Source organism: Coleofasciculus sp. E2-BRE-01 (assembly GCF_040221695.1).
In the GTDB taxonomy this organism is placed as follows: domain Bacteria; phylum Cyanobacteriota; class Cyanobacteriia; order Cyanobacteriales; family Coleofasciculaceae; genus Coleofasciculus.
Genome location: NZ_JAVKEA010000123.1, coordinates 36,883 through 60,091, shown reverse-complemented (window position 1 = coordinate 60,091; position 23,209 = coordinate 36,883). Strand labels below are relative to the sequence as shown.

19 protein-coding genes are annotated in these 23,209 nt (G+C 45.1%); 9 read left to right on the top strand and 10 right to left on the bottom strand.

Annotated elements, in window-relative coordinates:
* Positions 1-297: 297 nt before the first annotated feature.
* The 3 genes from RIG66_RS14730 to RIG66_RS14720 all read right to left on the bottom strand — a co-directional run bounded on the left by RIG66_RS14730 (position 298) and on the right by RIG66_RS14720 (position 3,829).
* Positions 298-3,021 (bottom strand): tetratricopeptide repeat protein, encoded by a 2,724-nt coding sequence (locus RIG66_RS14730; RefSeq protein ID WP_446379211.1) that lies wholly within the window; start codon positions 3,019-3,021, stop codon positions 298-300.
* Positions 3,022-3,222: 201 nt separating this feature from the next.
* Entirely contained in the window at positions 3,223-3,612 is a 390-nt protein-coding gene (locus RIG66_RS14725; RefSeq protein ID WP_446379209.1) for a type II toxin-antitoxin system death-on-curing family toxin, read from the bottom strand.
* Positions 3,605-3,829 carry an AbrB/MazE/SpoVT family DNA-binding domain-containing protein gene (locus RIG66_RS14720; RefSeq protein ID WP_446379207.1) on the bottom strand — a complete coding sequence of 75 codons (225 nt, stop codon included), beginning with the start codon at positions 3,827-3,829 and terminating at the stop codon, positions 3,605-3,607. Before RIG66_RS14720 ends, RIG66_RS14725 begins: the two co-directional genes overlap by 8 nt.
* A 188-nt stretch (positions 3,830-4,017) precedes the next feature.
* Between RIG66_RS14720 and RIG66_RS14715 the strand changes: the two genes are divergently transcribed.
* Positions 4,018-4,419 carry a peptide chain release factor 1 gene (locus tag RIG66_RS14715; protein ID WP_446379205.1) on the top strand — a complete coding sequence of 134 codons (402 nt, stop codon included), beginning with the start codon at positions 4,018-4,020 and terminating at the stop codon, positions 4,417-4,419.
* 119 nt (positions 4,420-4,538) lie between these two features.
* Here the strand turns inward: RIG66_RS14715 and RIG66_RS14710 are convergent, their stop codons facing one another.
* Both RIG66_RS14710 and RIG66_RS14705 read right to left on the bottom strand, forming a co-directional pair.
* On the bottom strand, positions 4,539-6,188 hold the full coding sequence (locus RIG66_RS14710; RefSeq protein WP_446379203.1) for a cation:proton antiporter: 1,650 nt from the start codon (positions 6,186-6,188) through the stop codon (positions 4,539-4,541).
* A 39-nt stretch (positions 6,189-6,227) separates the two neighbouring features.
* A complete protein-coding gene (locus RIG66_RS14705; protein ID WP_446379201.1) occupies positions 6,228-6,611 on the bottom strand; it encodes a hypothetical protein in 384 nt (127 codons plus the stop codon).
* Between the two features lie 227 nt (positions 6,612-6,838).
* On the opposite strand from RIG66_RS14705, the gene RIG66_RS14700 reads away from it, so the two are divergent.
* Positions 6,839-7,381, top strand: coding sequence for a pentapeptide repeat-containing protein (locus tag RIG66_RS14700; protein ID WP_446379199.1), 543 nt, complete (start codon positions 6,839-6,841; stop codon positions 7,379-7,381).
* A gap of 694 nt (positions 7,382-8,075) precedes the next feature.
* On the opposite strand, the gene ald is transcribed toward RIG66_RS14700, so the two are convergent.
* On the bottom strand, positions 8,076-9,161 hold the full coding sequence (gene ald, locus RIG66_RS14695; RefSeq protein WP_446379197.1) for an alanine dehydrogenase: 1,086 nt from the start codon (positions 9,159-9,161) through the stop codon (positions 8,076-8,078).
* A 188-nt stretch (positions 9,162-9,349) separates the two neighbouring features.
* Between ald and RIG66_RS14690 the strand changes: the two genes are divergently transcribed.
* The 6 genes from RIG66_RS14690 to RIG66_RS14665 all read left to right on the top strand — a co-directional run bounded on the left by RIG66_RS14690 (position 9,350) and on the right by RIG66_RS14665 (position 17,150).
* Positions 9,350-9,520 carry a hypothetical protein gene (locus tag RIG66_RS14690; RefSeq protein ID WP_446379195.1) on the top strand — a complete coding sequence of 57 codons (171 nt, stop codon included), beginning with the start codon at positions 9,350-9,352 and terminating at the stop codon, positions 9,518-9,520.
* A gap of 266 nt (positions 9,521-9,786) precedes the next feature.
* A complete protein-coding gene (locus tag RIG66_RS14685) occupies positions 9,787-10,080 on the top strand; it encodes a hypothetical protein (RefSeq protein WP_446379215.1) in 294 nt (97 codons plus the stop codon).
* A gap of 71 nt (positions 10,081-10,151) precedes the next feature.
* Positions 10,152-10,577, top strand: coding sequence for a heavy metal-responsive transcriptional regulator (locus RIG66_RS14680; RefSeq protein WP_446379213.1), 426 nt, complete (start codon positions 10,152-10,154; stop codon positions 10,575-10,577).
* Positions 10,578-10,759: 182 nt separating this feature from the next.
* Positions 10,760-11,890: a WD40 repeat domain-containing protein gene (locus tag RIG66_RS14675; RefSeq protein ID WP_446379193.1), complete on the top strand. Its 1,131-nt coding sequence runs from the start codon at positions 10,760-10,762 to the stop codon at positions 11,888-11,890.
* Between the two features lie 591 nt (positions 11,891-12,481).
* Positions 12,482-15,688, top strand: coding sequence for a PAS domain S-box protein (locus RIG66_RS14670; protein WP_446379191.1), 3,207 nt, complete (start codon positions 12,482-12,484; stop codon positions 15,686-15,688).
* Between the two features lie 154 nt (positions 15,689-15,842).
* Positions 15,843-17,150: a sensor histidine kinase gene (locus RIG66_RS14665; protein ID WP_446379189.1), complete on the top strand. Its 1,308-nt coding sequence runs from the start codon at positions 15,843-15,845 to the stop codon at positions 17,148-17,150.
* 167 nt (positions 17,151-17,317) lie between these two features.
* Here RIG66_RS14665 and RIG66_RS14660 read toward each other — a convergent pair whose 3' ends face one another.
* The 4 genes from RIG66_RS14660 to RIG66_RS14645 all read right to left on the bottom strand — a co-directional run bounded on the left by RIG66_RS14660 (position 17,318) and on the right by RIG66_RS14645 (position 21,056).
* Positions 17,318-18,346, bottom strand: a complete 1,029-nt coding sequence (locus tag RIG66_RS14660; protein WP_446379187.1) for an alpha/beta fold hydrolase — start codon at positions 18,344-18,346, stop codon at positions 17,318-17,320.
* Positions 18,347-19,184: 838 nt separating this feature from the next.
* Positions 19,185-20,522 carry a nucleoside recognition domain-containing protein gene (locus RIG66_RS14655; RefSeq protein WP_446379185.1) on the bottom strand — a complete coding sequence of 446 codons (1,338 nt, stop codon included), beginning with the start codon at positions 20,520-20,522 and terminating at the stop codon, positions 19,185-19,187.
* Between the two features lie 181 nt (positions 20,523-20,703).
* On the bottom strand, positions 20,704-20,847 hold the full coding sequence (locus RIG66_RS14650) for a chlorophyll a/b-binding protein (protein WP_446349046.1): 144 nt from the start codon (positions 20,845-20,847) through the stop codon (positions 20,704-20,706).
* Positions 20,848-20,912: 65 nt separating this feature from the next.
* Complete coding sequence (locus tag RIG66_RS14645) at positions 20,913-21,056, bottom strand: chlorophyll a/b-binding protein (RefSeq protein WP_006101425.1); 144 nt, start codon at positions 21,054-21,056, stop codon at positions 20,913-20,915.
* Positions 21,057-21,397: 341 nt separating this feature from the next.
* Here RIG66_RS14645 and RIG66_RS14640 point away from each other — a divergent pair, with 341 nt between their 5' ends.
* Positions 21,398-22,873 (top strand): pentapeptide repeat-containing protein, encoded by a 1,476-nt coding sequence (locus RIG66_RS14640; protein ID WP_446379183.1) that lies wholly within the window; start codon positions 21,398-21,400, stop codon positions 22,871-22,873.
* Positions 22,874-23,209 lie beyond the last annotated feature (336 nt).

Below are 23,209 nucleotides of genomic sequence, written 5' to 3'. Positions count from 1 at the left end.
ATCAAACGCTTTTTGATAAATAATTAGATCTTCATGAGTTTTGATGCTTTTTTGGTCTTCTTCCTTGTCCACTTTCCCTCCAGGTCTTCCAAGTCTTACCTCCATTATACCGTCCAGGTAAAAAACCTACCCTTGTGAGGGATCTACAAGGGGGACGGAAGGGGGATCTAAAAGGGGAACGAGGGGGGTGGGAGAAGGGGTTAGGGGATGAGGGTGAAACGCTACCCCTGTATTAGTTTTCACCTTCCCCTACGAATGGTGATTTAGATGCCAAGAAAGCGTCAGAGCTAGTTGTTATCAAAAATGATTCCCTGTGATGATGAAACCTGCCCAGTGATAAGGATGCTCAAAGGGAGGTTTAACTGCAATCAGTTTATCCGAATCTTGTTGAATTAAAGCCGCTTCAGTTTTGAGATATTCGCTCGCGTGAGGATGAGTAGCTTTTACCTCTTGAGCGAGTTCAAGATACCATTTCACTAGGTCACGATTTGTAACTTGCTTGAGCCAATTTTGTGCCTGTTTGAGAGCAGATACCGGATGTTTACCCGCTTTCAGATATTGATAAAAACGAATTGTCAGCCAAGCGGTTGAACGCTCATCTACCGTCCAAAGGGTACTAATCACATAACTGGCTCCTTTGGCGAGAAACGCGCTAACCAGTCCCACATATTCATCAATCAGGTTCTGGGAATTCGTAATCCCGGTTTCGCAAGCGGAGAGAAAGATGAGATTGTAATTGCCAAAGTCTAACTGATCAAAAATTTCTGCCATTGTCAGCTTATCAGCAATCGTCAGTTGTAGGGCGGATGCTTTAGGATTATCTAGATTGTGATAAGCATGACCGATAAATTGAAATGTGCCAGTATTTGATTTTAAGTTTTGAATCAGTTGTTTTTTATCGAGTGTCGAACTATTTAGCCGTTGGCATTGGGAATATAAGCTAGTCAGGATATTAGACGTAAGCGTGCAATAGTTGGATTGAATATCAGGATTTTCTAGACTGAGGAGCGATTGAGCAGATTGGTATGGTTGCAGGTTTAATCCGATTTGGAAACTGGGTAGATAGGTGATGGTAAACCGTGAGGGGAAAAGGTAATGGAGAGGGAGGAGGTGTAAGTCTCGATGGGGAATTAAAATGAGTTGGTTAATATCTCTGAGATAGGGCAAAATATCACGAATATGGAGAATATATTCCAGGCTGCGTAATTGAGATTCCATACTTTGCCGCCAAATAGAGGTGGTTTGGTGCGCTTGGCTGTAATGTCGATAGTCTTGTTTCCATTGATTTAACCAGTCTTCAAACTCTCGCAATTGATTGGCGGTTGCTGGATAAGATTTTTCGGGTTGATTAAAGAAAGGAAATGGCGAGCGCTTTTTATTTGATTTAAGGGGGTGAAGCTGGAGGATTTGCGGCGGTTGGTTATGTTTGAGGATAAAGGTAGTAATCGCGGCGGGACTAATGTGCCAGTAAATGGCAGCCGTATGGGGATTAAATTGCTGTTGGATTTGATTGTAGGTGAGGCTGGGAGCTTTATAGGCTTTGCCATATTGCAGCCAGCCTAAACAGGTATTTTTGCGTTCTTCAGCTAATTCTAGAGCTTGAATGTGCTGTTCGGGTTCGGATGACTGGGCGAGGGTATCGACTTGGTATTGATTAAATCCGGCAAATTTATGTTTGAAGTGGATATATTTCTCATCGCTAAAGTTAGAGTCTTGCAGCCATCGTTCTAGTAAATCTGTGCCTTGGTTAAGTAGTTCTTGGACTTGTTTCGGGGGGCTGATGTATTGACAAACCCGGATTAAGTCTTGCAACACTTCTAGTTGTCGCTGGCGACATTTTGGGCTATCAAGAAGAGTAAAGGCTTGTTGATAACAATTTTTGGCTTTGAGTAAGTCATCGAAATTAGTTCGTCCTAGTTGGTAATAGGCTTGAGCTTCGCTGTCGTAAAGTTCGCCACCCCCTTCTCGGTGTTCAGGGGTGTCTAAGTTAAGGTTTTTTCTGCCATCTTCCCAGTTGTGGAAGGCTTCGTCGTAGCGTTTTAAGTTGAATAATGCCAAACCTCGATTACTCCAAGCTATATAGTAGTCAGGTCGAATTTCAATAGCTTTATCGTAACTCGAGATCGCCTCTTCATATTTCCCTAAGTTATACAGCGCAACACCCCGGTTCCCCCAAGCTTTGTAGTAGTCAGGATTAATTTCAATCGCTTTATCTAAACTCGCGATCACCTCTTCTTCATATTTCCCTAAGTTATATAATAGCGCAACACCCCGGTTCTCCCAAGCTTTGTAGTAGTCAGGATTAATTTCAATCGCTTTATCTAAACTCGCGATCGCCTCTTCATATTTCCCTAAGTTATACAGCACATTACCCCGCTTATACCAAGCTGTGTAGTAGTCAGGATTAATTTCAATGGCTTTATCGCAACTCGCGAGCACATCTTCATATTTTCCTAAGTTATACAGCGCACAACCCTGATTTATCCAAGCATTATAGTCGTCAGCTTTAATTGCAATGGCTTTATCACAACGAGTGATCGCATCCTCATACTTCCCTAACTTACACAATGCACAACTTTGATTCCTCCAAGCACTATAGTCGTCAGATTTAATTTCAATCGCTTTATCGAAACTAACAATTGCTTCCTCGTACCGCTTCAACTCAGATAACGCAAGTCCTCGCCCTCGCCAATCTTGATGAGTTTGAGGCTCAAGTTGAAGCACTTGCTCAAAATCGGCTGTTGCTGGTTCCTCTAATTTCAACCCTCGGTATGCTCTACCTCGATACGCCAAGGCTAAAATATAGCAGGGTTCAATGTTTAAAGATTGAGTCAGATAATCAACCGATTCCTGATATTGCTCTAAGCGATAACAAGCTAAACCTAACCCAAACAACACTTGGGGGTTTTCCGGTTCCCGTTGTTCGGCTTGCTGAAATGTCTGCAACGCTGCTTGGTTTTGTCCCCGATCTAGCTGCTCATGTCCCTGCTGTAATAATGCGGCGACATTATCATTAGACATGATCTGGTTTGCCTCCTGATGCTCTTATTCCCAGTATGTCCCCATTCACTATATTTTTGTCATCAAGAATAAGGATGCTTCGCTTTTTTTTGCACGAAAGGGAGAGAATTCAAAGCCTGTCTCCTTGCAGGAGAGAGGTTTGGAGAGAGGTTTTCCCAATCCAGTGAAAAGTCAGATCAATATTCCACAACACCAAACCACCTACGCCTCCCTTGAGGAATATTGCCGCAACCACTGCGCCAACTCATCTTCAGAGAGTTCTCCCGCCGCCAGCGATCGCATCACCAGCACTACCTCTGGCTCTGGTGCATCAAGATTCCAACTATTCACCTTCAAAAACACATACATCACCTGAAACGCTGTGCGCTTATTGCCATCAATAAACGGATGATTTCTAGCAATTCCATAGCCATAATCCGCCGCCAGTCGATAAATATCTGCCCCTTCATACCCATAGCGATTACGCGCACGGGCAAGGGCACTCGCTAGCAATCCCTCATCCCGTAACCCATACACCCCACCATGGGTTGCAACTTGATCATCATGAATCACCTGCACCATCGCAGCAGTAATCCAAATCGGTTCAGCCATCTGCTAACTCTCGCATGGCATTGCGGTACTGTGATGCCCCTTGCTTGTAAGCCGCCATCACTTGCTCGAATTCAGGATCATAAGCCATTAACTTAATGCCATCCTCCATCACCACCAGGGTTAGTGTATCCCCTTCCCTTAAATCAAATTTGTCCAAGATTTCCTGAGGAAACGTGGTGCCAATGGAGTTGCCCACTTTCCGTAGTTTTATTTCCATGATTTAATTTTCCGCTTGACGTTATTACTATAGTTATATGGTGCGTTACGCTGTCGCTAACACACCCTACATATAGAACATATAGAGCCTTTGCGTAAGTTCTCAGGTATGCCACGCCAGTAGGTTTTGACGTTTCACGGGAGCTAGGGCGGTAGAATAGCAGGATACCCACAACTGGATAAAATTCCATGTATCGCTTACGATCTCTCCCCTGGCGATCGCTGCTAGAAGTCTCAGGGATTACCACTGCGATCGCGATCGCCCTTGAAATTATCATCGGCTTAGGCGTCACCCAATCCGCCGCGATCCGTGAGATGATCCGGTTCCTCTATACTCCTCCCTTAGGGATGATCATCATCTTAATGGCGGCGGCGGGGTTTGGAGTTCTCGGTGTTTATATTCTGGAACGGTTTTATCCCCACGTTTTGATTAACAGTAGCAGCTTGTGGGCATTAGTTCCCTGTTTAGCCCTAACCTTGTGGTTAAAGTCACTGTTGCCTTTACCCTTTGTTTTGGTAAGTTTAAGTTATGCCAACGTGGTTGCCGTTCTCGTTGGCGTATTTTGGAAAGGGCGTCCCTATTGGCGCTAGCAAGCTGAGTTCAAGATTAGCCGTAAATCAACAATAGACTATTTTTATTTCAACAGAGGGTTGAAACTTTTGCCTATTGCCTCTCCCCACCACAAGACTTATTCAGCAGCCACTAATTATCAAAACCTGCGGCTTTTTACCGCCAATTCCTTTTGCGGATCTTCTACTAAGATAACCGGGATAGAACTTACTTCTAGAACGGCTTGCGATACGGAACCGACTCGCACCTGTTGCCAATGTTGATGTCCCCGTTTCCCCATGACAATATCTGCCACTTGATACTCTTGCGCCACCCGAACAATTTCTTCTGGAATGGAACCCTTGATCGTGATAAATTTATAGCGAATATCACTGAGTAATCGTTGAGTGCGATCGCGCAGCTTTTCTACATCCTCTATCTCATCACTATTGATCACATGTAATACAATCACTTCACCATCCGTGCGTCGAGCAATACTGGCTACTTTCCTTAAAACTTCTGTCGCTAAGGGAGAGGTATCCACAGCCGCTAACAGCACGGTATGAGTCACTACCGTTACTTTCGTCGGGTCAACCTCTCCCCGTTCCAATAATTTTGGCGCAAACGTAGGAATCGCCCAAGCCCCAATCGGTGCCGTGGTCAAAATGGAAAGTGCTGCAATAGCTAAAATAATTTCTCCCCCTTCAATTCCCCTAGCTAAAGGAATCGCACCAATCGCCGCTTGTACCGTTGCTTTTGCCATATTTCCCGGCAGTAAAAATAGCCGTTCTTGCCATGTCCAATTACTTCCCACTGTCGAGAGATACCAACCCACGGGACGACCGACAAACAAGCCAATAGCTAACACTAAGAGTCCCGGTAAAACCGTATTCCCTAATACTTTAAGTTGAACACTCGCGCCCAATAAAACAAATAAAACAATCTCCGCCACAACCCAAAGGCTATCAAATCCACCGCGTAGGCGTCGAGCCAACGGTGCATCTAACTCAATCAAAAAGAAGCCCATTCCCATAGCCGCTAAGTAGCCAGAGTAGGGTAATACTTTTTCTACAATTACCAATAATAACGCAATTCCAGCGGCAATTAAAACATCTTGAACCGTATTTTGTGTCCAATTTTGTTCCGTTAGTAGCGAGACGATTAAACGAGCCGCCACGTAGCCAATCAAGATACCCAGTCCAATTTCAATAAATACTTGCAACGGTAGTAATTGCAACGCCGAAAGTGTAAATCCTCCCGGAAGAGTGATGGTTTCAATTCCGCCCTGACCTAAAAAACTTAACAGTAAACTGAATAAAAGTAATAATAGAACATCGGATAAAGCACTCCCCGTGAGAATCGCATCAGGAATTCCCTTCGTCACTCCCCACCCCAAACGTTTTAGCCGCAGCATTCCCGGAACAATTACCGCCGGAGATTCTGCGCCAATGATGCAACCTAAGAGTAATCCCGTGGGAACGTCAAAGTGAAAAATCCAGATGGCGGCTAACGCGATCGCAATTGCCTCAAACCCCGCAGGCAAAAAGCCTAGCCGCAGCGCTACACTTCCCTGAGAAAGCAGCTTTTCCCGATCCAGCCCTAGTCCCGCCTTCATCAAGATAACCATCACAGCAACTGTTCGCAAACTATCCGCCGCTTCCAGTACATCTGAACTGATCACATTGCCAACTTGTGGTCCGAGGACAATTCCCACCAAAATCATCCCGATCAACGGTGGCGCACCTAAACGACGGGCAATTTGACCCCCAAAAAAGCCCATCAATAAAATCCACAATGCGCTGGTTAACATGGAGGATTCTGGTTCTGAAGAAGGATAAGAGACAAATAATTAATTTGACTGACTATCACGACGCCCTAATTCATAAACAGCGCCACTGATACAAGCCAGAAGCCCCATACTGATTGCCCAACTTGAACCCAGAGTGATTTCCACACCCCAGTTGCAGCCAGCGCCAACAACTAAAAATGGCACAATGCTGAACAGGGAAGCATAGAAAGCGTTTTGGGCTTCTCTTCCTCGACGAGTGCGTTCATATTCCTTCATGGAAGTGTAGAGCGATCGCTCGGCAAAGTTAAACCAGCGATTCAGTTGTTCCATGATCCAGTGGCTTAACGTTGAGAAGCCCCAGTACAGCGCTAGCGCCCACAACGATGCACCCGCGATCGCTGTCGTATTTAACTCGAATTGAAAGGGCAAAAGTTCAGTGATCATGAGTTGTTTGGTAAAATAGGGCGACTATTGACTCATTAATGTATCTTAACAAAAAGCAGTTTAACGAGTGAGAGGTAAGGCGCAAAGGTGCGGGGGAAGATGAGGGAGATGAGGGATATGGGGAAGCAAAGAACGAATGACAAATGACGAATGACGAATAACGAATCCCAGCTTGCGGCAAAATAGGTAAGTTAGACCCCATCAGTTTTAAATGTCAAGAAGCAACGATGACTAATGCGAGCCAAAAACGAACCGAAAACCGCCCCAGTAAAAAAGCTGGGAAACGTTTAGCCATTGGAATAGGATTATTGATTGCACTTTTCGCGTGGATTGTAGATTTGCCTAGCGCGATCGCACAGGAGAATAGTATCAACTATACGCTTACTGAATTACACTATCGAGATTTTTCTAATCAAAATTTAGAGGGAACCTCGTTTGCAGGTGCAGATCTACGCGGTGCCTCTTTTCGAGGAGCTTCTCTTCAAGGATCAATCCTCACCAAAGCGGCGTTTTTTGAGGCGGATTTAACCGGAGCGAACCTGTCCGAGACTTTAGCCGATCGCGTTGTCTTTGACGGCGCTAATTTAACCAATGCTATTTTTACTAATGCTATTGCCAGTCGTAGCCGCTTTTTTGATACAACGATTACAGGGGCTGATTTTTCCGGTGCAATCCTTGACACCTATCAAATATCGTTGATGTGTCAACGGGCAGATGGCGTTAATCCCGTCACTGGCGTTTCAACGCGGGATAGTTTAGGGTGTCGTTAGTTAGGGGCTGCTGAATAAATGTTGTGGTAAGGGGGAGCTGGGGGAGCTGGGGGAGCAAGGGTACATTTTTCCTGAGCAAGGTGATGCCATACTTATGAAGGATGCTACGCCAATGTTTATTACTGGTACACCTCAACCCTCAAATATTTTGTCTATTAAAAAACAACAGCAACGTTTACATTTCTGCCAGTAACTTCCTCTGGGGACACAATTTGTTTTAGAGTTGCGCTGACTTACCTCACACCTTTCAGTCGCATAGCTCAGTGTCTTTTAGTTGAGGAAATATGAACAATACAGTTAATCGTTGCTGTTGTTTGTTGACGAGACAGATATTCGGGTATACAGATATTTTGACCTCGTTATCGTTCAATATTGGAGTTACACTAGACTAGACTCGGTTATCTGTCAGGGAAGCTTTATGGCTTCACTTTCTAAGTTTACTCCGTTCTGGTTTTTGTGGACTAGCAATGATACAGAAATTTGTTTATTGAAAAATAAGGTAATAAATCGATATAAGAGTTTACGGATAATCCAACTCTTGCCTAAATCCCTCCAGAGAAGCCGAAGTCCGATAGCTTACGCTGTTATGCATTTAAATTGGGTATTAGTAGCGAGCAAGATGCTCGCCCTACATACAAGGATTGCGCCATTATTGACATTAAGGTTTATATGCCGAACAGCTTACGGCTTCGCGTTACGTTAAATCAGGAAAAACCTCCCGCACCGCCGAATGAACCAACTGATGATTCTGGACATTCACGCCCTTTGCCAACGCCACATCTGATGCGACAGCCTTGATTCCTTCATTGGCTAACTTGAGAACATAGGGTAACGTACTGTTATTCAGGGCTTGAGTCGAACTCCAAGGTACAGCACCGGGCATATTGGGGACACCATAATGGACAACCCCTTCATCTATATAGGTGGGATTCGTGTGTGAGGTAGATTTCAAGGTTTCAATACATCCTCCCTGATCCACTGCCACATCAACAATTACAGCACCCGGATGCATTTGTTGCACCAAGCCACGAGGAACCAGAATTGGCGCTCGACGCCCCGGAACTAATACCGCCCCAATCAGTAAATCGGCTTGGGGAACAACGGCTTCAATTTGGGCTGAATTACTGTAAAGGAGTTCAACTCTGGAACCAAACAGGGTTTCTAAGTAGGCTAGACGTTCAACATTAATATCTAAAATCTGAACCTGAGCGCCCATTCCTACCGCTATTTTCGCCGCTTCCGTGCCGACAACACCACCCCCAAGAATCACCACCTTACCGCGTCTCACTCCAGGAACACCCCCTAAAAGCACCCCGCGCCCACCTTGCTGGCGTTCCAGAAATCGAGCGCCAAATTGGACAGAAAGACGACCCGCAATAATGCTCATTGGTGTCAGCAAGGGGAGGCGGCGATCTGGAAGTTCCACAGTTTCATAGGCGATCGCACAAACACCACTATCGATTAAACTTTCAGTCAATGGGCGATCCGCCGCCAAATGCAGGTAGGTAAACAGTAATTGTTCTTTCTGTAAATATGGATACTCCGACGTTAGCGGTTCTTTCACCTTAACCACCAGTTCCCGATTCCACGCCTCGGCTGCTGTGGCGACAATCTTAGCGCCACTATGCTGATAGTCTTCATCGGTAAAGCCAGCCCCCGCCCCCGCCTGGGTTTCAATCCAAACCTGATGTCCGGCTTCCTGTAAGACGCGAACACTACTAGGACTTAAGCCGACTCGAAATTCTTGGTCTTTTGTCTCTTTGGGTACACCGATTTCCATCGTTTTCCTTTATGTCATGCAGTTTTCAGACGTTGTGCCATAAGAACTAAGCTTATACTCCTTGCGCGATCGCACAACACTGTTGTTGAATTGGGTATCACTTAACTGTATTAATTCTGTCCTTGCTTGTTTAAATGTTAAACTTAGTAAAGAAATATAACTAAATCATTACACCATCCTTGGCAACTATGACACAACCCCAACCCACAACCACTCCCCAACTCGCCGAACCCAAGTTCGGTTTCAATGAATACGCTGAACGATTGAATGGTCGAGCCGCGATGATTGGCTTTGTCTTGACACTGGCGATTGAATATGCTACAGGTCAAGGACTGCTAAGTTGGCTAGGTTTGCAATAATACTCTGACTCTTACGTCTCACGTCAATTGTAGGGGCGGGTTTAGCCACTGAAGCTAGCTTACTTGCCAATAACTGACAAACAAAACCCGCCCTCCTCCGCCCCTAGCAAATGAATTAAGTCAGTCGCTATACTGATTGCGACTATAGAGTATTGTTTACTATTAGTGTTAAAGAATAATGGGTTGTCAGTTAATCTGTCGATTAATCGGATACCCTAGAAGTAGATTAAGCACTTACGTGGAATAGAGATAAATAGCAAACCGTGATGAATGCCTTAGGACCTCGATTCTGGAAGTTAGCCTACCGCAAAGAACCAATTTCTAGCTTTATTGTCACTGTCGGCGCTGTCGATGCCGTCATTGGCGGAGTTGGTGAACGCTGGTCGCTGCTAACCTTTGGGTTAATGATGGTCATGTTAGCCGTAGGTTTACGCTGGTGGCAAAGCCAACGTCGCCAAACAGAACTGGCTGAACAAGCCGTAACCCATTATCTGCCATCAAGTCCTTCCCGTCCACCCTTACCGATGCTCAGTACCAGCAAGCGTCATCCCCATCGCTGATGCTGTTTTGGTGCAAGTCGGGTGTAATTGATCGGAAACTCAGGGCGAGACAGGAAGACGGATTGGCGGGAATGACGAGCAAAACAACATTAGAGCGATTGTATAAAATTGGCGAAGTTGCTAATCAAAGTGGATTATCGGTAAAAACAATTCGGTATTACGAAGAAGTGGGTTTACTGACGCCAACGACAACCCGTTCCGAATCAGGTTATCGTCTGTTTACCGAACAAACCCTGAATCGGTTAGCCTTTATCAAGCGATCGCAATCCCTCGGACTCAGCCTGAGTGAAATCCACGAAATCCTCGAGGTTCACGACTCCGGGACATTACCCTGTGGTGCAGTGAAGCAACACTTGCTGCATAAAGTCGAAGAAATTAACCAGCAAATTCAAGCCCTAGAACTGCTCAAATCAGAGCTTATCGGCTTACTCTCCGGATGGCAAGAGCAACCGCCGCGCGATCGCGTAGCTCAAACGATCTGTCCCAACATTCAATGAATAATTGTCCAGATGTACCATGGCGAGTCTTGACTCAACGCTGGGCTAAAAAGTACCTGGCGCGTGTGTAGGGGCGGGTTTCACGATTATCGTTTTTGACCTCACCCCAATGGAACTAAACCCGCCCCATTCCAAGTTTGAAGTGCGATAATCTAGGACGAATGACGAATGACAAATGACGCATGACCAATGACATAAAGGCAGTTTTAATCGGAGTCATGATAGGTTTGGCGACTATAAGCCATAAGGCAATAAGTCAGCCTTTACCTGTGCCCGTTGCGCCACCACGTCCGGAAAATCCTGCCCAACCGCCGCCTCCTACACCAACAAATCCACTCAATCCCGATAATTTATCTCCGTCTCAACCCCTCTCCTCACCTGAAGCCTGGAGAAATCCGCGACTAATTCACACGTTTACAGGTCATAACACAGCCGTTGATTCGTTGTTCTTTAGCCTCGATGGAACAATTCTAATTAGCGGCGGTAGTCGTAACGATGGCAAAATTAAATTCTGGCAGCTAAAAACAGGTCGAGAAATCGACAGCCTGCGAGCGCAACGAACTTCAGTATCTGTTCTAGGCTTATCACCCGATGGAGAAACCTTAGTCAGTTCTGGTACAGATTCTGCGGTTAATCTCTGGAACTGGAGAACCGGAGACTATATCCATCAGTTTCGTGATCATACCAGCAATGTTTTATCCTTGGCAATCACGCCAGATGGTCGCACCTTAGTCACAGGCGCTTTAGATGGAATTCGACTATGGGATTTAACCAAACAACGTCGAATGTACACCTTAGCGCGTTTCGATAACCAGACCTATGGACTGGCGATTCACCCAGATGGAGATATCCTGGCAAGTGGTCATAAGTTTGGTTCAATTAAACTCTGGAATGTAAAAACAGGACAGTCACTCAATCGGATTAGCGCCCATCGTGGTTCAGTTAATGCCTTGGCGTTTACACCCGATGGACAAACATTAGTCAGTGGTAGTTATGATCGCACGATTAAAATCTGGAATCTTAGAACTGGACAATTAGCACAGACGCTTTCGGGACATACCGGGCGAGTTTGGGCTGTAGCGATTAACCCCGATGGTGAAACTCTGGCGAGTGCCAGCCGTGACGGGGTGCGGTTATGGAATTTAAGAACGGGTGAACTGTTAGCATTACTGACAGCCCATGAAGATTGGGTGCATTCCGTTGCCTTTAGCCCTGATGGTACACTCCTAGCAACGGGTGGATTTGATCGGCAAATCATGATTTGGCAAATTTCTCCCGTGAGTGGTGAAGAGTTGGCACAACGTTCTCAGTAGGGGCTTGGTTACCAAGCCCTAAGTAAGGGCTTGCTGCACTTTGAGCTTTATTGACAGAGGGTTTGATTCAAGTAAATCGGGTAGCATTCTTCATAAGTATGGCATCACCTTGCTCAGGAAAAATGTACCCTTGCTCCCCCAGCTTCCAGACGTGCCATGGCACGTCTCTACATTGGCTTCCCCAGCGTTCGACTGAGCGCTCACGCCGAAGTCTTCCCCCGCTCCCCCTCACCACTTATTCAGCAGCCCCTACTTCACTCCGTCAAATGTCAAGCCTAGAGCCACCTAAGATTTCACCCGTACAGGCGTTTTCACTTAAAGGAAATCTAGTATAAACTAGAGGACAAAAGCTATAAAAGCTTAGCTTACTATAAAGCCAAGTTAATCTTTGGAAAAGAAAAGCTAATCAGCCGGAGCAAATGACGCTCCCAGAAGACGCGATCGCGAATCATCCAAGGGTCTGTTGTAAGTAAAACAGTAAACGGAAAAAGTCAAGTAAAATTCATTTTTCTTCAGAAATAACCATCTGATGAGCAGGCTAAGTTGCTTCTGTTCGTCCGTTTTGATGTCAAAAGATTTAATCCTAGAACCTTGGTCTCTTGTTTTATTGATAATTCCGATAGTCTATCCATGGCGACGGTGATTGAGTTGTGCCAAGCCATCTCTGGAGAAATTAGACTACAGCCATTGCTCTCAACCTTAATCCAGATAGCCTTTGAGACGACAGATGCTCAAAGCGTTACCCTGATTTTGCCTCAGCCGGAGGGTTTAGTCATAGCGGCTAGGGGGGTAAGGGGTACGAACCCAAGCATTTTGCCCCTGACTCCCATTGAATCCAGCCCGGAGATTCCCCTGATGCTGGTTGAATATGTATGGCATCATCCAGACATTTTGATCGTCTCAGATGATACGACAGATGTTAAACGATGGTCAACGATCGCACTGAATCGGGGAGATGAGGGAAGTGAGGGCGGGTTTAGTACCATCAGGGCGGGAAACAACGATAATAGTGAAACCCGCCCCTACAACCTCAACACTCAAAACTCAACACGTCCCCAATTGAGTATATTATGTGCGCCATTAACAGTTGGTAATCAGGGAATTGGTATTCTTTACCTAGAAAATAATCAAACCAGAGGCGTGTTTACGCGCGATCGCGTGGCGATTGTTCAACTCCTGTGCGTCCAAGCTGCATCGGCGCTAAAGAATGCTCAAGCCTACAACCATCTAGAAAACCATTCGCGAATCCTGGAGAACACTGTAGAACAGCAAAAGCAGCAGTTACAAAACAGTGAATTCCGCTATCGTGCGATTATTGAGGATCAAAGTGAACTGATTTGTCGTTACAGCGCCGATGGCATACTCACCTTTGTTAACGAAGTCTATTGTCGCTATTTTGGCAAAACACCAGAAGAACTAATTGGACATCGCTTTTTCCCCCTGATTCACCCGGATGATCAACCCGTGTTAGAAGCCTTTATGACGGAGTTGAACCCAGACAACCCTGTAGGTATAGTCGAACACCGGGTTATTCTAGAGGGGGGTGAGATTCGTTGGCAACAATGGAGCGATCGCGCTATCTTTGACAATCAAGGTCGATTACTGGAATTTCAGTCAGTTGGACGGGATATCACTGATTGCAAATTAACTGAAGCACGCCTGCGCCACAGTGAAGCCAGACTCCACGCGATCGTCAGCAGTACCTCCGACGGGATTATGATTGTCGATCGTCAAGGTCAAGTTCGCTTCACCAATCCAGCCGCCGCCAACCTCTTAAATCAGGATGTCGAAGAATTACTCAACTATAACTTTGGACTGCCCGTTGGTGTGAATCAAACCACAGAATTGGGAATTGTTCGCGCCGATGGACAACTCAGCTTTGCTGAAATGAGTGTAGTTGAAACGGAATGGGAAGGTGAACCCGTTTTTGAGATTTGCTTGCGCGATGTCACCGAACGTCAACGGGCGGAAGCCGCCTTACGAGAAAGTGAAGAACGCTTCCGGGCAATATTTGAACAAGCCGCCGTGGGCATTGCCCTGGGGACACCATCGGGACAGTTAATTCGGGTCAATCAACGATTTTGTGACCTGGTAGGATACGAGGAATCGGAATTATTACAGCTTAGTTTCCCCGACATTACTCACCCTGATGACCGAGCCGCAGAACTTAATGATTTAACTCAATTATTAGCAGGTCAACGTTCCACCTATTCTAGAGAAAAACGCTTTATCCGTAAAGATGGTCAATGGCAATGGGTCAATGTTGCTGTATCCCTGGTGCGAACTTGGATGGATACCCCTAATTATATTATTGGCGTCGTTGAGGATATCCAACAGCGCAAGCAAACGGAAGTCGCCCTGCAACAGGCTTTAGATGCAGCCGAAGCAGCTAATCATGGCAAAAGCGAGTTCTTGGCAAATATGAGTCATGAATTGCGTACTCCCCTCAATGCCATCCTAGGCTTTACCCAACTCATGGCAAGGGATGCATCTCTAAATCAAGATCAGCAGGATTATTTGGGCATTATTACTCGTTCGGGTGAACATTTGCTGGATTTAATTAATAATGTCCTGAATATGTCCAAAATTGAGGCGGGTAGGATTTCCCTGTCAGAAAATAGCTTTGATCTTTACAGTTTGGTCGATTCCATTGCCGAGATGTTGCGCCTGAAAGCCCTATCGAAAGGGGTACAACTTATCGTTGAGCGAACGGCAAATGTGCCGAACTATGGGGTGGCGGATGAGGGGAAATTGCGGCAGATCTTGATTAATTTAGTGGGTAATGCAGTTAAATTTACGTCACAAGGTAGGGTTATTTTGCGCGTGCAAGAGATATCCGATAGGATAACCGCACCAACGAACACAGATACTCAATCCAGGCTGTTTTTTGAAGTTGAAGACACAGGCGTTGGCATTCCCCCGGATGAACTGGATACCCTGTTTCAAGCCTTTGTGCAAACGAAAACCAGTCAGCGATCGCAGTCAGGAACGGGTTTAGGTTTAGCGATTAGTCGTCGATTTGTCCAGTTGATGGGTGGGGACATTACCATTAACAGTACTCCAGGTCAAGGTACATTGGTTAAATTTGATATCCCTATTGGCATTGTTCCCCAAGACCAGACTCCTAGCCAACCCTTAAGTCAACAGGTTATTGGCATCGCACCCGACCAACCCAACTATCGCATTTTAGTGGTTGAAGATCAATGGGCAAATCGCAAACCCCTGGTTAAGTTTCTGGAATCCTTAGGATTAGACGTGCGAGAAGCCGATAATGGTCAAGTGGCTGTGGCTATTTGGGAACATTGGCACCCTCATCTGATTTGGTTAGATATGCGAATGCCTGTAATGAATGGGTATGAAGCCACCCAATTGATTAAATCCCATCCTCTGGGAAAGACAACCGTGATTATTGCCTTAACCGCTAGTGCTTTTGATGAAGAACGAACCGCTATTTTAGACGCAGGTTGTGATGATTTTGTCGCCAAGCCCTTCCGAACGGATGCGATTTTAGAGAAAATGGGACAACATTTAGGACTCCGTTATCGCTATGAAAATGCTGCCCCACCCTTATCTGATGCCGATACACCGATATTAACCCCTGAGGATTTAAAGGTGATGCCGACGAATTGGATTGCCCAGTTACACCAAGCCGCCATTCAGCTTAATAACAAACAGATTATTCAGCTTATCGAAGAAATTCCCCCAGAACAGACGTTATTCGCTAAGGCGTTAACTGATTTAGTTAATAATTTTCGGTGTGATGTCATTATGGATATAGCACAAAAGGCTATCTCCTGATAAAAACATCCCTTTTTTCCGGTATTTTAGATACGGGACATACTTCAATAGAATATTAGTTGGATACACTCTAATTTAATTCCAGCTCCCTCTGCTCCCCCTAGCCCTTGCCGTATTACACTATCCGCCATCCTTATGGCAGTCAGACTTGCTTATGAATAGTTATCAGCCAAAAACAGCACAAGGAATTATTTTAATCGTTGATGATACACCCGATAGCTTACGTCTGTTGGAAGCCGCACTAACAAGATATGGGTATGAAGTTCGCAGCACAGTCAACGGCAGCATGGCATTAATGGCGGCAAAAGCGGTAGCACCTGATCTGATTTTGTTGGACATTAAAATGCCCGACATGAATGGCTATGACGTTTGTTCAGCCTTGAAAGCTTCACCTGTCACTCGTGATATTCCGATAATTTTTATTAGCGCTTTAGATGAAGTCTTTGATAAAGTCAAAGCCTTTGCCTTAGGAGGGGCTGACTATATTACTAAACCTTTTCAATTTGAAGAGGTTTTGGCGCGTGTCGATCATCAACTGACGATTCGTCAACTTACCCAGGGTTTAGAGCAACGAGTTGAAGAACGAACCGCCCAATTAAAACAAACCTTACAGGAGTTACAACAAGCCCAAGTTCAGCTTATACAAATTGAAAAAATGGCAACCTTGGGTCAACTGGTAGCCGCTGTAGCTCATGAAATTAACAATCCTGTAGGCTTTATTAATGGAAATCTCAGTTGTGCAAAAGACTATACAAATGATTTAATTTCTTTGCTGCATTTGTATCAAGAAAAGTTTCCTAATCCAGGAACTGAAATTGAGCAAGAAATTCAGGAGATTGAACTCGATTATTTGATTGAGGATTTACCCAGTCTTTTATTTTCCATGAAAAAGGGAGTTGATCGTCTCTTTCAGCTCAGTAGTTCTTTGCGAACTTTTTCTCGTTTAGATGCTCATACTAAGGTAGTCTTTAACATCCATGATGGAATCGAGAGTACATTGTTGATTTTAAAGCACCGCCTTAAGGCAAATGATAAACGTCCAGCAATCGAAGTGATTAAAAACTACGGCGAATTACCGCCTATTGAGTGTTATCCTGGGCAATTAAACCAAGTTTTTATGAATCTTATTGCTAATGCGATAGATGCATTAGATGAATTACAGACAAAGAAGTCCAAGGAATTAAATAAAGACTATCTGCCTCAAATTAAAATTGATACCGATATTCAGTATGATAAAGAAACCGTTATTATTCGGATTCGCGATAATGGAATAGGAATGCCAAGTCAGGTAAAAGATTGCATATTTGATAATTTTTTTACCACCAAGCCTGTGGGTAAAGGAACGGGTTTAGGCTTATCGATTGCGCGTCAGATTGTAGTCGAAAAGCATGGAGGTTTACTAAATTTTAGTTCCGCACCAGAGCAAGGAACCGAGTTTGTGATTGAGTTGCCCATGTCATAAGTCTTTTTGTCTGTCATTTGTCATTTGTCATTTGTCATTTGTCATTTGTCATTTGTCATTTGTCAATTCACAATTGTAGGGGCAGGTTTAGGGACTAAATTCTGCTAGTCACCGATAAATGAACAACAAAACCCGCCCTGATTCATAACTTGTCACCCCTTCAGGGGTTAATTGTCTTGATGGAGGAAATTCGCGATCGCCTGATTAATCTCTGCGCGATCGCCCTTGTCTCGTCCAAACGCCGCCGCATGACCATAAACTGAGTTTAGCACCATAACTTGGGCATGAGGAATGAGTGCGGCTTCTGCGATGACATCAGCGACAGCAAAATAGGCATCCGTGCGAATGGGTAGAAAGAGAACCTCTACTTTTATACTCTTCAAAGCCTTTTCTAAACATCCATCCATACCGGGCGTCAAACTAACATCATGATTTGCCCAAGTTTGAAAATGACATAATAAGCCATTCGCATCTTTTTCATGATAGCGGGTGCGCCATTTCGCCAAAAATTCATCCAAAGAATTCGCCTGCGTATCAGGATACCTTTGATACACTTCTGAAGAATAAAACTCTGGCGAAAAAGCCCAAGGCGCCCAAGCTTCAGACATGCGTGACAGCCCTAATAAAGGCGGTTCTGTATAATTCCCCTCTTGGAACGCTGGATCAGAACGAATACAGGTTGCCAAACTATTAAGAAATAGACGAACATGCCAAGTCGCCCGACAACTTCCGGCAATAACCACAGCATTTTGTACCCTATCCGGATAACTCACCGCCCATTGAATTGCCTGTTGTCCTCCCATACTCGCACCAACAACAGCACGAATCCTATTAACACCAAGGTAGTTGAGAAGTGCAGCTTGTAAATTCACATTATCCCGAATCGTTACCGCCGGAAAATTAGCACCATTAAACGGTGGCGACGTATTACTTGGAGAACTACTGCGCCCATTCCCCAACAACTCTGTATGAATAATCCAATCTTTTCTCGGATCTAACGCCAACTTAGCACCCCGCAGATAAGCTAAATCATAATAACTTTGAGAAAAAGCCGTACAAGTGACAATTGGCGGTTGTGATGACGGTGTACCACTAATTCGATAAGCTAAATTTACCTGAGGCAGTACAATACCGGATTCCAGTTGAAAGCGCTCAAGTGTAAACGTATTAAATTTAGGAGCTGGAAAAATACCCATTTTTTGTCATTTGTTTATGTCATTTGTCACCCGTCACATCTGTGTATAGCATTTTTAAAATAGATTTAGATTTCCCTCCCCTTAATAAGGGGAGGGTTAGGGAGGGGTCAACTCAAGGTATTGGAGAGTTGTGATCTTCATTTGACATAGATGACGCCCCTACATTTGGATGTACCATCAGCATTTAGAAACGGCTATATATTGTTTTTACTATAAAATAAGTCTCTCAATCATGCCCAATTCCTCTGCGCCCCTCTGCGTTAACCTCTGCGTCCCTCTGCGTTGAAAAAATTACCATTATCAGGAACATTACCCTAAAAATTAAGTCAAATTTACTCATAATCATCTTATTATGGCACGTATATTTCCATGTTAAATTACCGCTGGCAATCCAAACTAGCCGTTCTAATGGCACTAGGCATAACTACAACAGCCTCACTTCCCATCCTCATCGCCATACCAGCGACAGCAAAACCCCAACCTTATCGTATCGGGCAACTGTTTCCCTCACAACCCACTCCAGTCACCCCTCGTTCTACCCAGGTCAGTGTACCATCGGGAACAATTATGGGTCTTCCGTACTTAGTGTGCTAAATTGTTAGTTTTATTAGTCCGAACATTGAACAGTAATAGCTTTAGCCATTTCTTCCCATATTTCAAGTCGTTTGGATAGACTTAGGCGCTACAGTCCTTGTGTGGTGAGCGTTACGAAGTATGAGAGCTGATAGTTTAGCACACTAAGTACGGAAGACCCGCAAAAACGATAACATAAACACTTCAGGGTTTATAATTATTGCCCACCCTACAGAAAACAACCGACGGATGACAAATGACAAATTTATCCCCAAAACAAAGCCGAAAAAACACAAGCCATAATTAATCCCGTCGCATCTGCCAATAAAGCCGCCACCAGTGCATAACGGATGCGAGTAATACCAACAGCGCCAAAATAAACCGCCAACACATAAAACGTTGTTTCCGTACTCCCCATCATCGTCGAAGCCAAAAACGCACTATAGGAATCGGGCGCTCGTTCCACAATTTCACTCATAATCCCAAACGCCCCTCCCCCAGACAGAGGACGAATTAACGCCATCGGTAAAACTTCAGCAGGCATCCCAATTAAACTCGTTATCGGATTTAATAAAGTCGAAAGCGCCTCCATCGCCCCCGACGCCCGAAACATACCAATTGCCACTAAAATAGCGACTAAAAACGGAATAATCCGAATCGCAATCTCAAACCCCTGTACCGCCCCCTCTGTCACCGCTTCATAAACTTTCACCCCCCGTCCAACCCCATAGGCAATAATCAATAAGATTAATGTAGGAATGAGCCAATAAGAAATAAAATCTTGGTTGAAGAAACCACCTAAACTTTGACGGTTTATCACGCCATAAACCATAGAAAAGATGAACCCTGCAATAAACCCCCAGGCGATAATTTTAGAAATTCGACCCGCTGGATACAATAAATGGGAAAAATCTGGTTCTTCAACAGGCTTAACCTCATCCTCGGTTTGCAACACCGTTTCTTGTTCTGAACTATCAGCGATAGTGGTATCTGATACTTGACTCCGTTTGCGTAAAAACAACGCCACTAAAACTCCAACCAGCGTAGAACAAGTTGTAGACAAAAACGTTGGTAGCCAAATGGCAGCAGGATCACTACTATTTGCTGCCGCCCGCACACCAATGACACCTAGGGGGAATAGAGCCACACTCGATGTATTAATCGCCAGAAACAGACACATCGCATCCGTTGCGGTTCCCGGAAACGGATTCAACTTATTCAACTCCACCATCGCCTTGATACCAAATGGAGTCGCCGCATTCCCCAACCCCAGCATATTGGCAGAAATATTCAGAATCATCGCCCCCATCGCCGGATGGGTAGGGGGTACATCAGGAAAAAGTTTCACCATCAAGGGTTTGAGCAGAGTTGCCAGATTGTACATCAGCCCACCTGCTTCCAAAACCCGCACTAATCCTAACCAAAGCGCCATAACTCCAATCAAACCAATGGCTAACTCGACAGCCGTTTTAGCCGATTCAAAACTGGCGTCAGTAATGGCTTGCATCTTGTCGGTATACCCGGCAAATAGGATAGCGACAGCAATAAAGCCGACAAAAACAACATTGATAGCGCTGGGCTTCCTCGATGGTTGGGAGGACATACTCAATAACCGTAAATAGACAAACTCATAGAATAACGGCAAAAGACCGAAGGCAAAAGCCCTCAGTCTTTTAATTGCTCTATAATAATCAGTTTTAGATGCCTGTCGGCTACCAACAGTTCAATCAGTTCATAGGGAAACGAAGCGTTTTCGTTAGAAGGAGTCAGGCATCGCTGTTTAATTACATTAAGCCGAGTTGTTGGAGAATGCCTTGCCCGGTGAGGTATTCAGTCGCGATACCGATGACGAAGCCCAGCATCGCCAAGCGACCATTCCAGGTTTCCGCAAATGAGGTAAAGCCAAACTTGGTTTCTTGTTCTTGCATAATTCTTCCCTCTCAATACCCTTTGGTGTACGTTCTTGCCTTGTCCAATGACCCGTCTCGGTGGATTACATCAAGCCGAGTTGCTGGAGAATGCCTTGCCCGGTGAGCAATTCAGTCGCGATACCAATGACGAAGCCCAGCATCGCTAAGCGACCATTCCAGGTTTCGGCAAATGAGGTAAAGCCAAACTTAGTTTCTTGTTCTTGCATGAGTGGTGTCTCCTGTATCTGTCTCTGTAATAAAATTTAACTTAATTTTTCTAAAGCTGCAACATTTCTTTAGATTCATGAGCCACGCAATATGATACGTAGATGATTGATGCTGCTTATGTAGAGACGTGCCATGGCACGTCTAGATCAGGGGAAGACAAGTGAAGGGTTAAGCGTAAGTCCCGACACCCGCCCGGATTTGGTATCAAACTGGAGATGCAGTCGTCTAAAGACGACTTGCGCTTTTGGTTCCTTGGGTTTAAACCCAAGGCGGTTGATGAGAATGGTGCAAGATGTAAGTTAAAACAGGTTCAAACAATGAGCTACGCACAAGTGTGATCATGAAAATCCCTCTTCTTGTCTCCCTCAACACGAAAAACTTGGGTTGGGGCGGGTTTAGTCACATCGGGGTAGGAAAAAAAGCGATAAGAGTCAAACCCGCCCCTACATTCCTGAAAACGCTTGTCTTGGGGATTTCTCTCCTGATCACTCAAGGGTTCACCAACGCCACCCATGCGGCTAACCCCCAACACTTAGAACAACTCAAAACAACCAATAGTTGTCCTCAATGTGACTTAACCGATGCGGATTTAACCAATGCCAATCTTCAGCAGGCAGAGTTGAGCGGTGCTAACTTAAAAGGAGCAATCCTAGCGGGGGCTAACTTAAACCAAGCCAATCTCAGCAATGCCGAATTAAACGGAGCTAAACTGGCTGGGGCAACCTTGGCAAGGGCGAATTTGAGGGAGGCGAAACTGGGGTTAAGAGAACTGGATTCTGATAACCCCTTACCTTCTCAGGTAGAACCCGATAATCTCTACAATACTCTATCCTGGCTGGGCTATTTTCCGGCATTTATTGCCAATTGGTATGAAACCGTAGTCACCGACTTGCGCGATGCTAACCTCCAGGGGGCTGACTTGTATCGGGCTAACTTGGATGGGGCGCTACTGACTCGTGCTAATCTCCAAGAGGCTCAACTTGACTACGCCAGCTTAGTCCGCACTTACTTAAGAGAAGCCACACTCACCAACGCCAACTTAGTCAGCGCTAATCTCCGCAATGCTAATTTAACCAACGCCCAACTGGAAGTAGCCGATATTCGCTCGGCGGATTTGAGGGGTACTAACCTGAATAATGCCAATTTGGATACCGTGAATGCGGATAGCGCCAACTTCAGCGGTGCTAATTTAAGTCAAGCCTATATCACGAATGCGGACTTCAATGGTGCGATTTTAGTGAGAACAACCCTGCGAGAGGCGGTTCTGAATGGGAGCAATTTTCAGATCGCGGATTTGAGTCAGGCGAATTTACAAGGGGCGCAACTAAAAGGGATAGGCTTCAATCGGGCTAATTTGACTAAGGCGAATCTGGAGGGGGCAGACTTGACTAATGCTAAACTCGCGATCGCAGACCTAACCAATGCTCAACTGACGGGGGCGATTCTCCATTCAGCTTACCTGCACAGCGCGACACTGACGAATGCTAATTTAAGTGGTGTGGATTTACAGGGGGCGCAATTGCGAGAGGCGAATTTACGTAATGTTACATTGGTTGGTGCCACGTTAGAAGATGCCAATCTGATTCGTGCCACGTTAACTGGGGCTAATTTAACCTATACGAATTTAACCCGATGTGATTTACGCGGGGCTAACTTAACCGGGGCAGATTTGAGTTACGCTAACCTGACGCAAGCCGATTTTGCCCAAGCCGCGTTGATGGGTGTAACCTTACAGGGCGCGAACCTCAGCGACGCCAACTTCAAAGGCGCGATCGGCTTGAATCGCGATGCTGTACCCAGAACACCCGTTCAATAGTGGAAACCTGAGTTTGACTTGGGAGAGAAATATGGGTACTGACTTTACAAAAACTTCATCAATTTTTTATACAATCTTCAACATAGCGATACACAAAGCTGGAGAATTAGTTAGATAATTTACATTGTCAGTAGATTAATCATGTTTCCGGTTGAGAATCATCCTTTCGACAAAAGCTTGTGATCTACTGAACTACGCAAATTTCTTACTTCATGATGTAGGAATGATTGCGCTTTTTGGGGTAGCTTGGCGATGGTAAAAACTGAAACTCCTAAGTATTTATACTTAAAAATTGCCAAACTACCCAATTCCAAAGTGCTATACGAGCATATACCG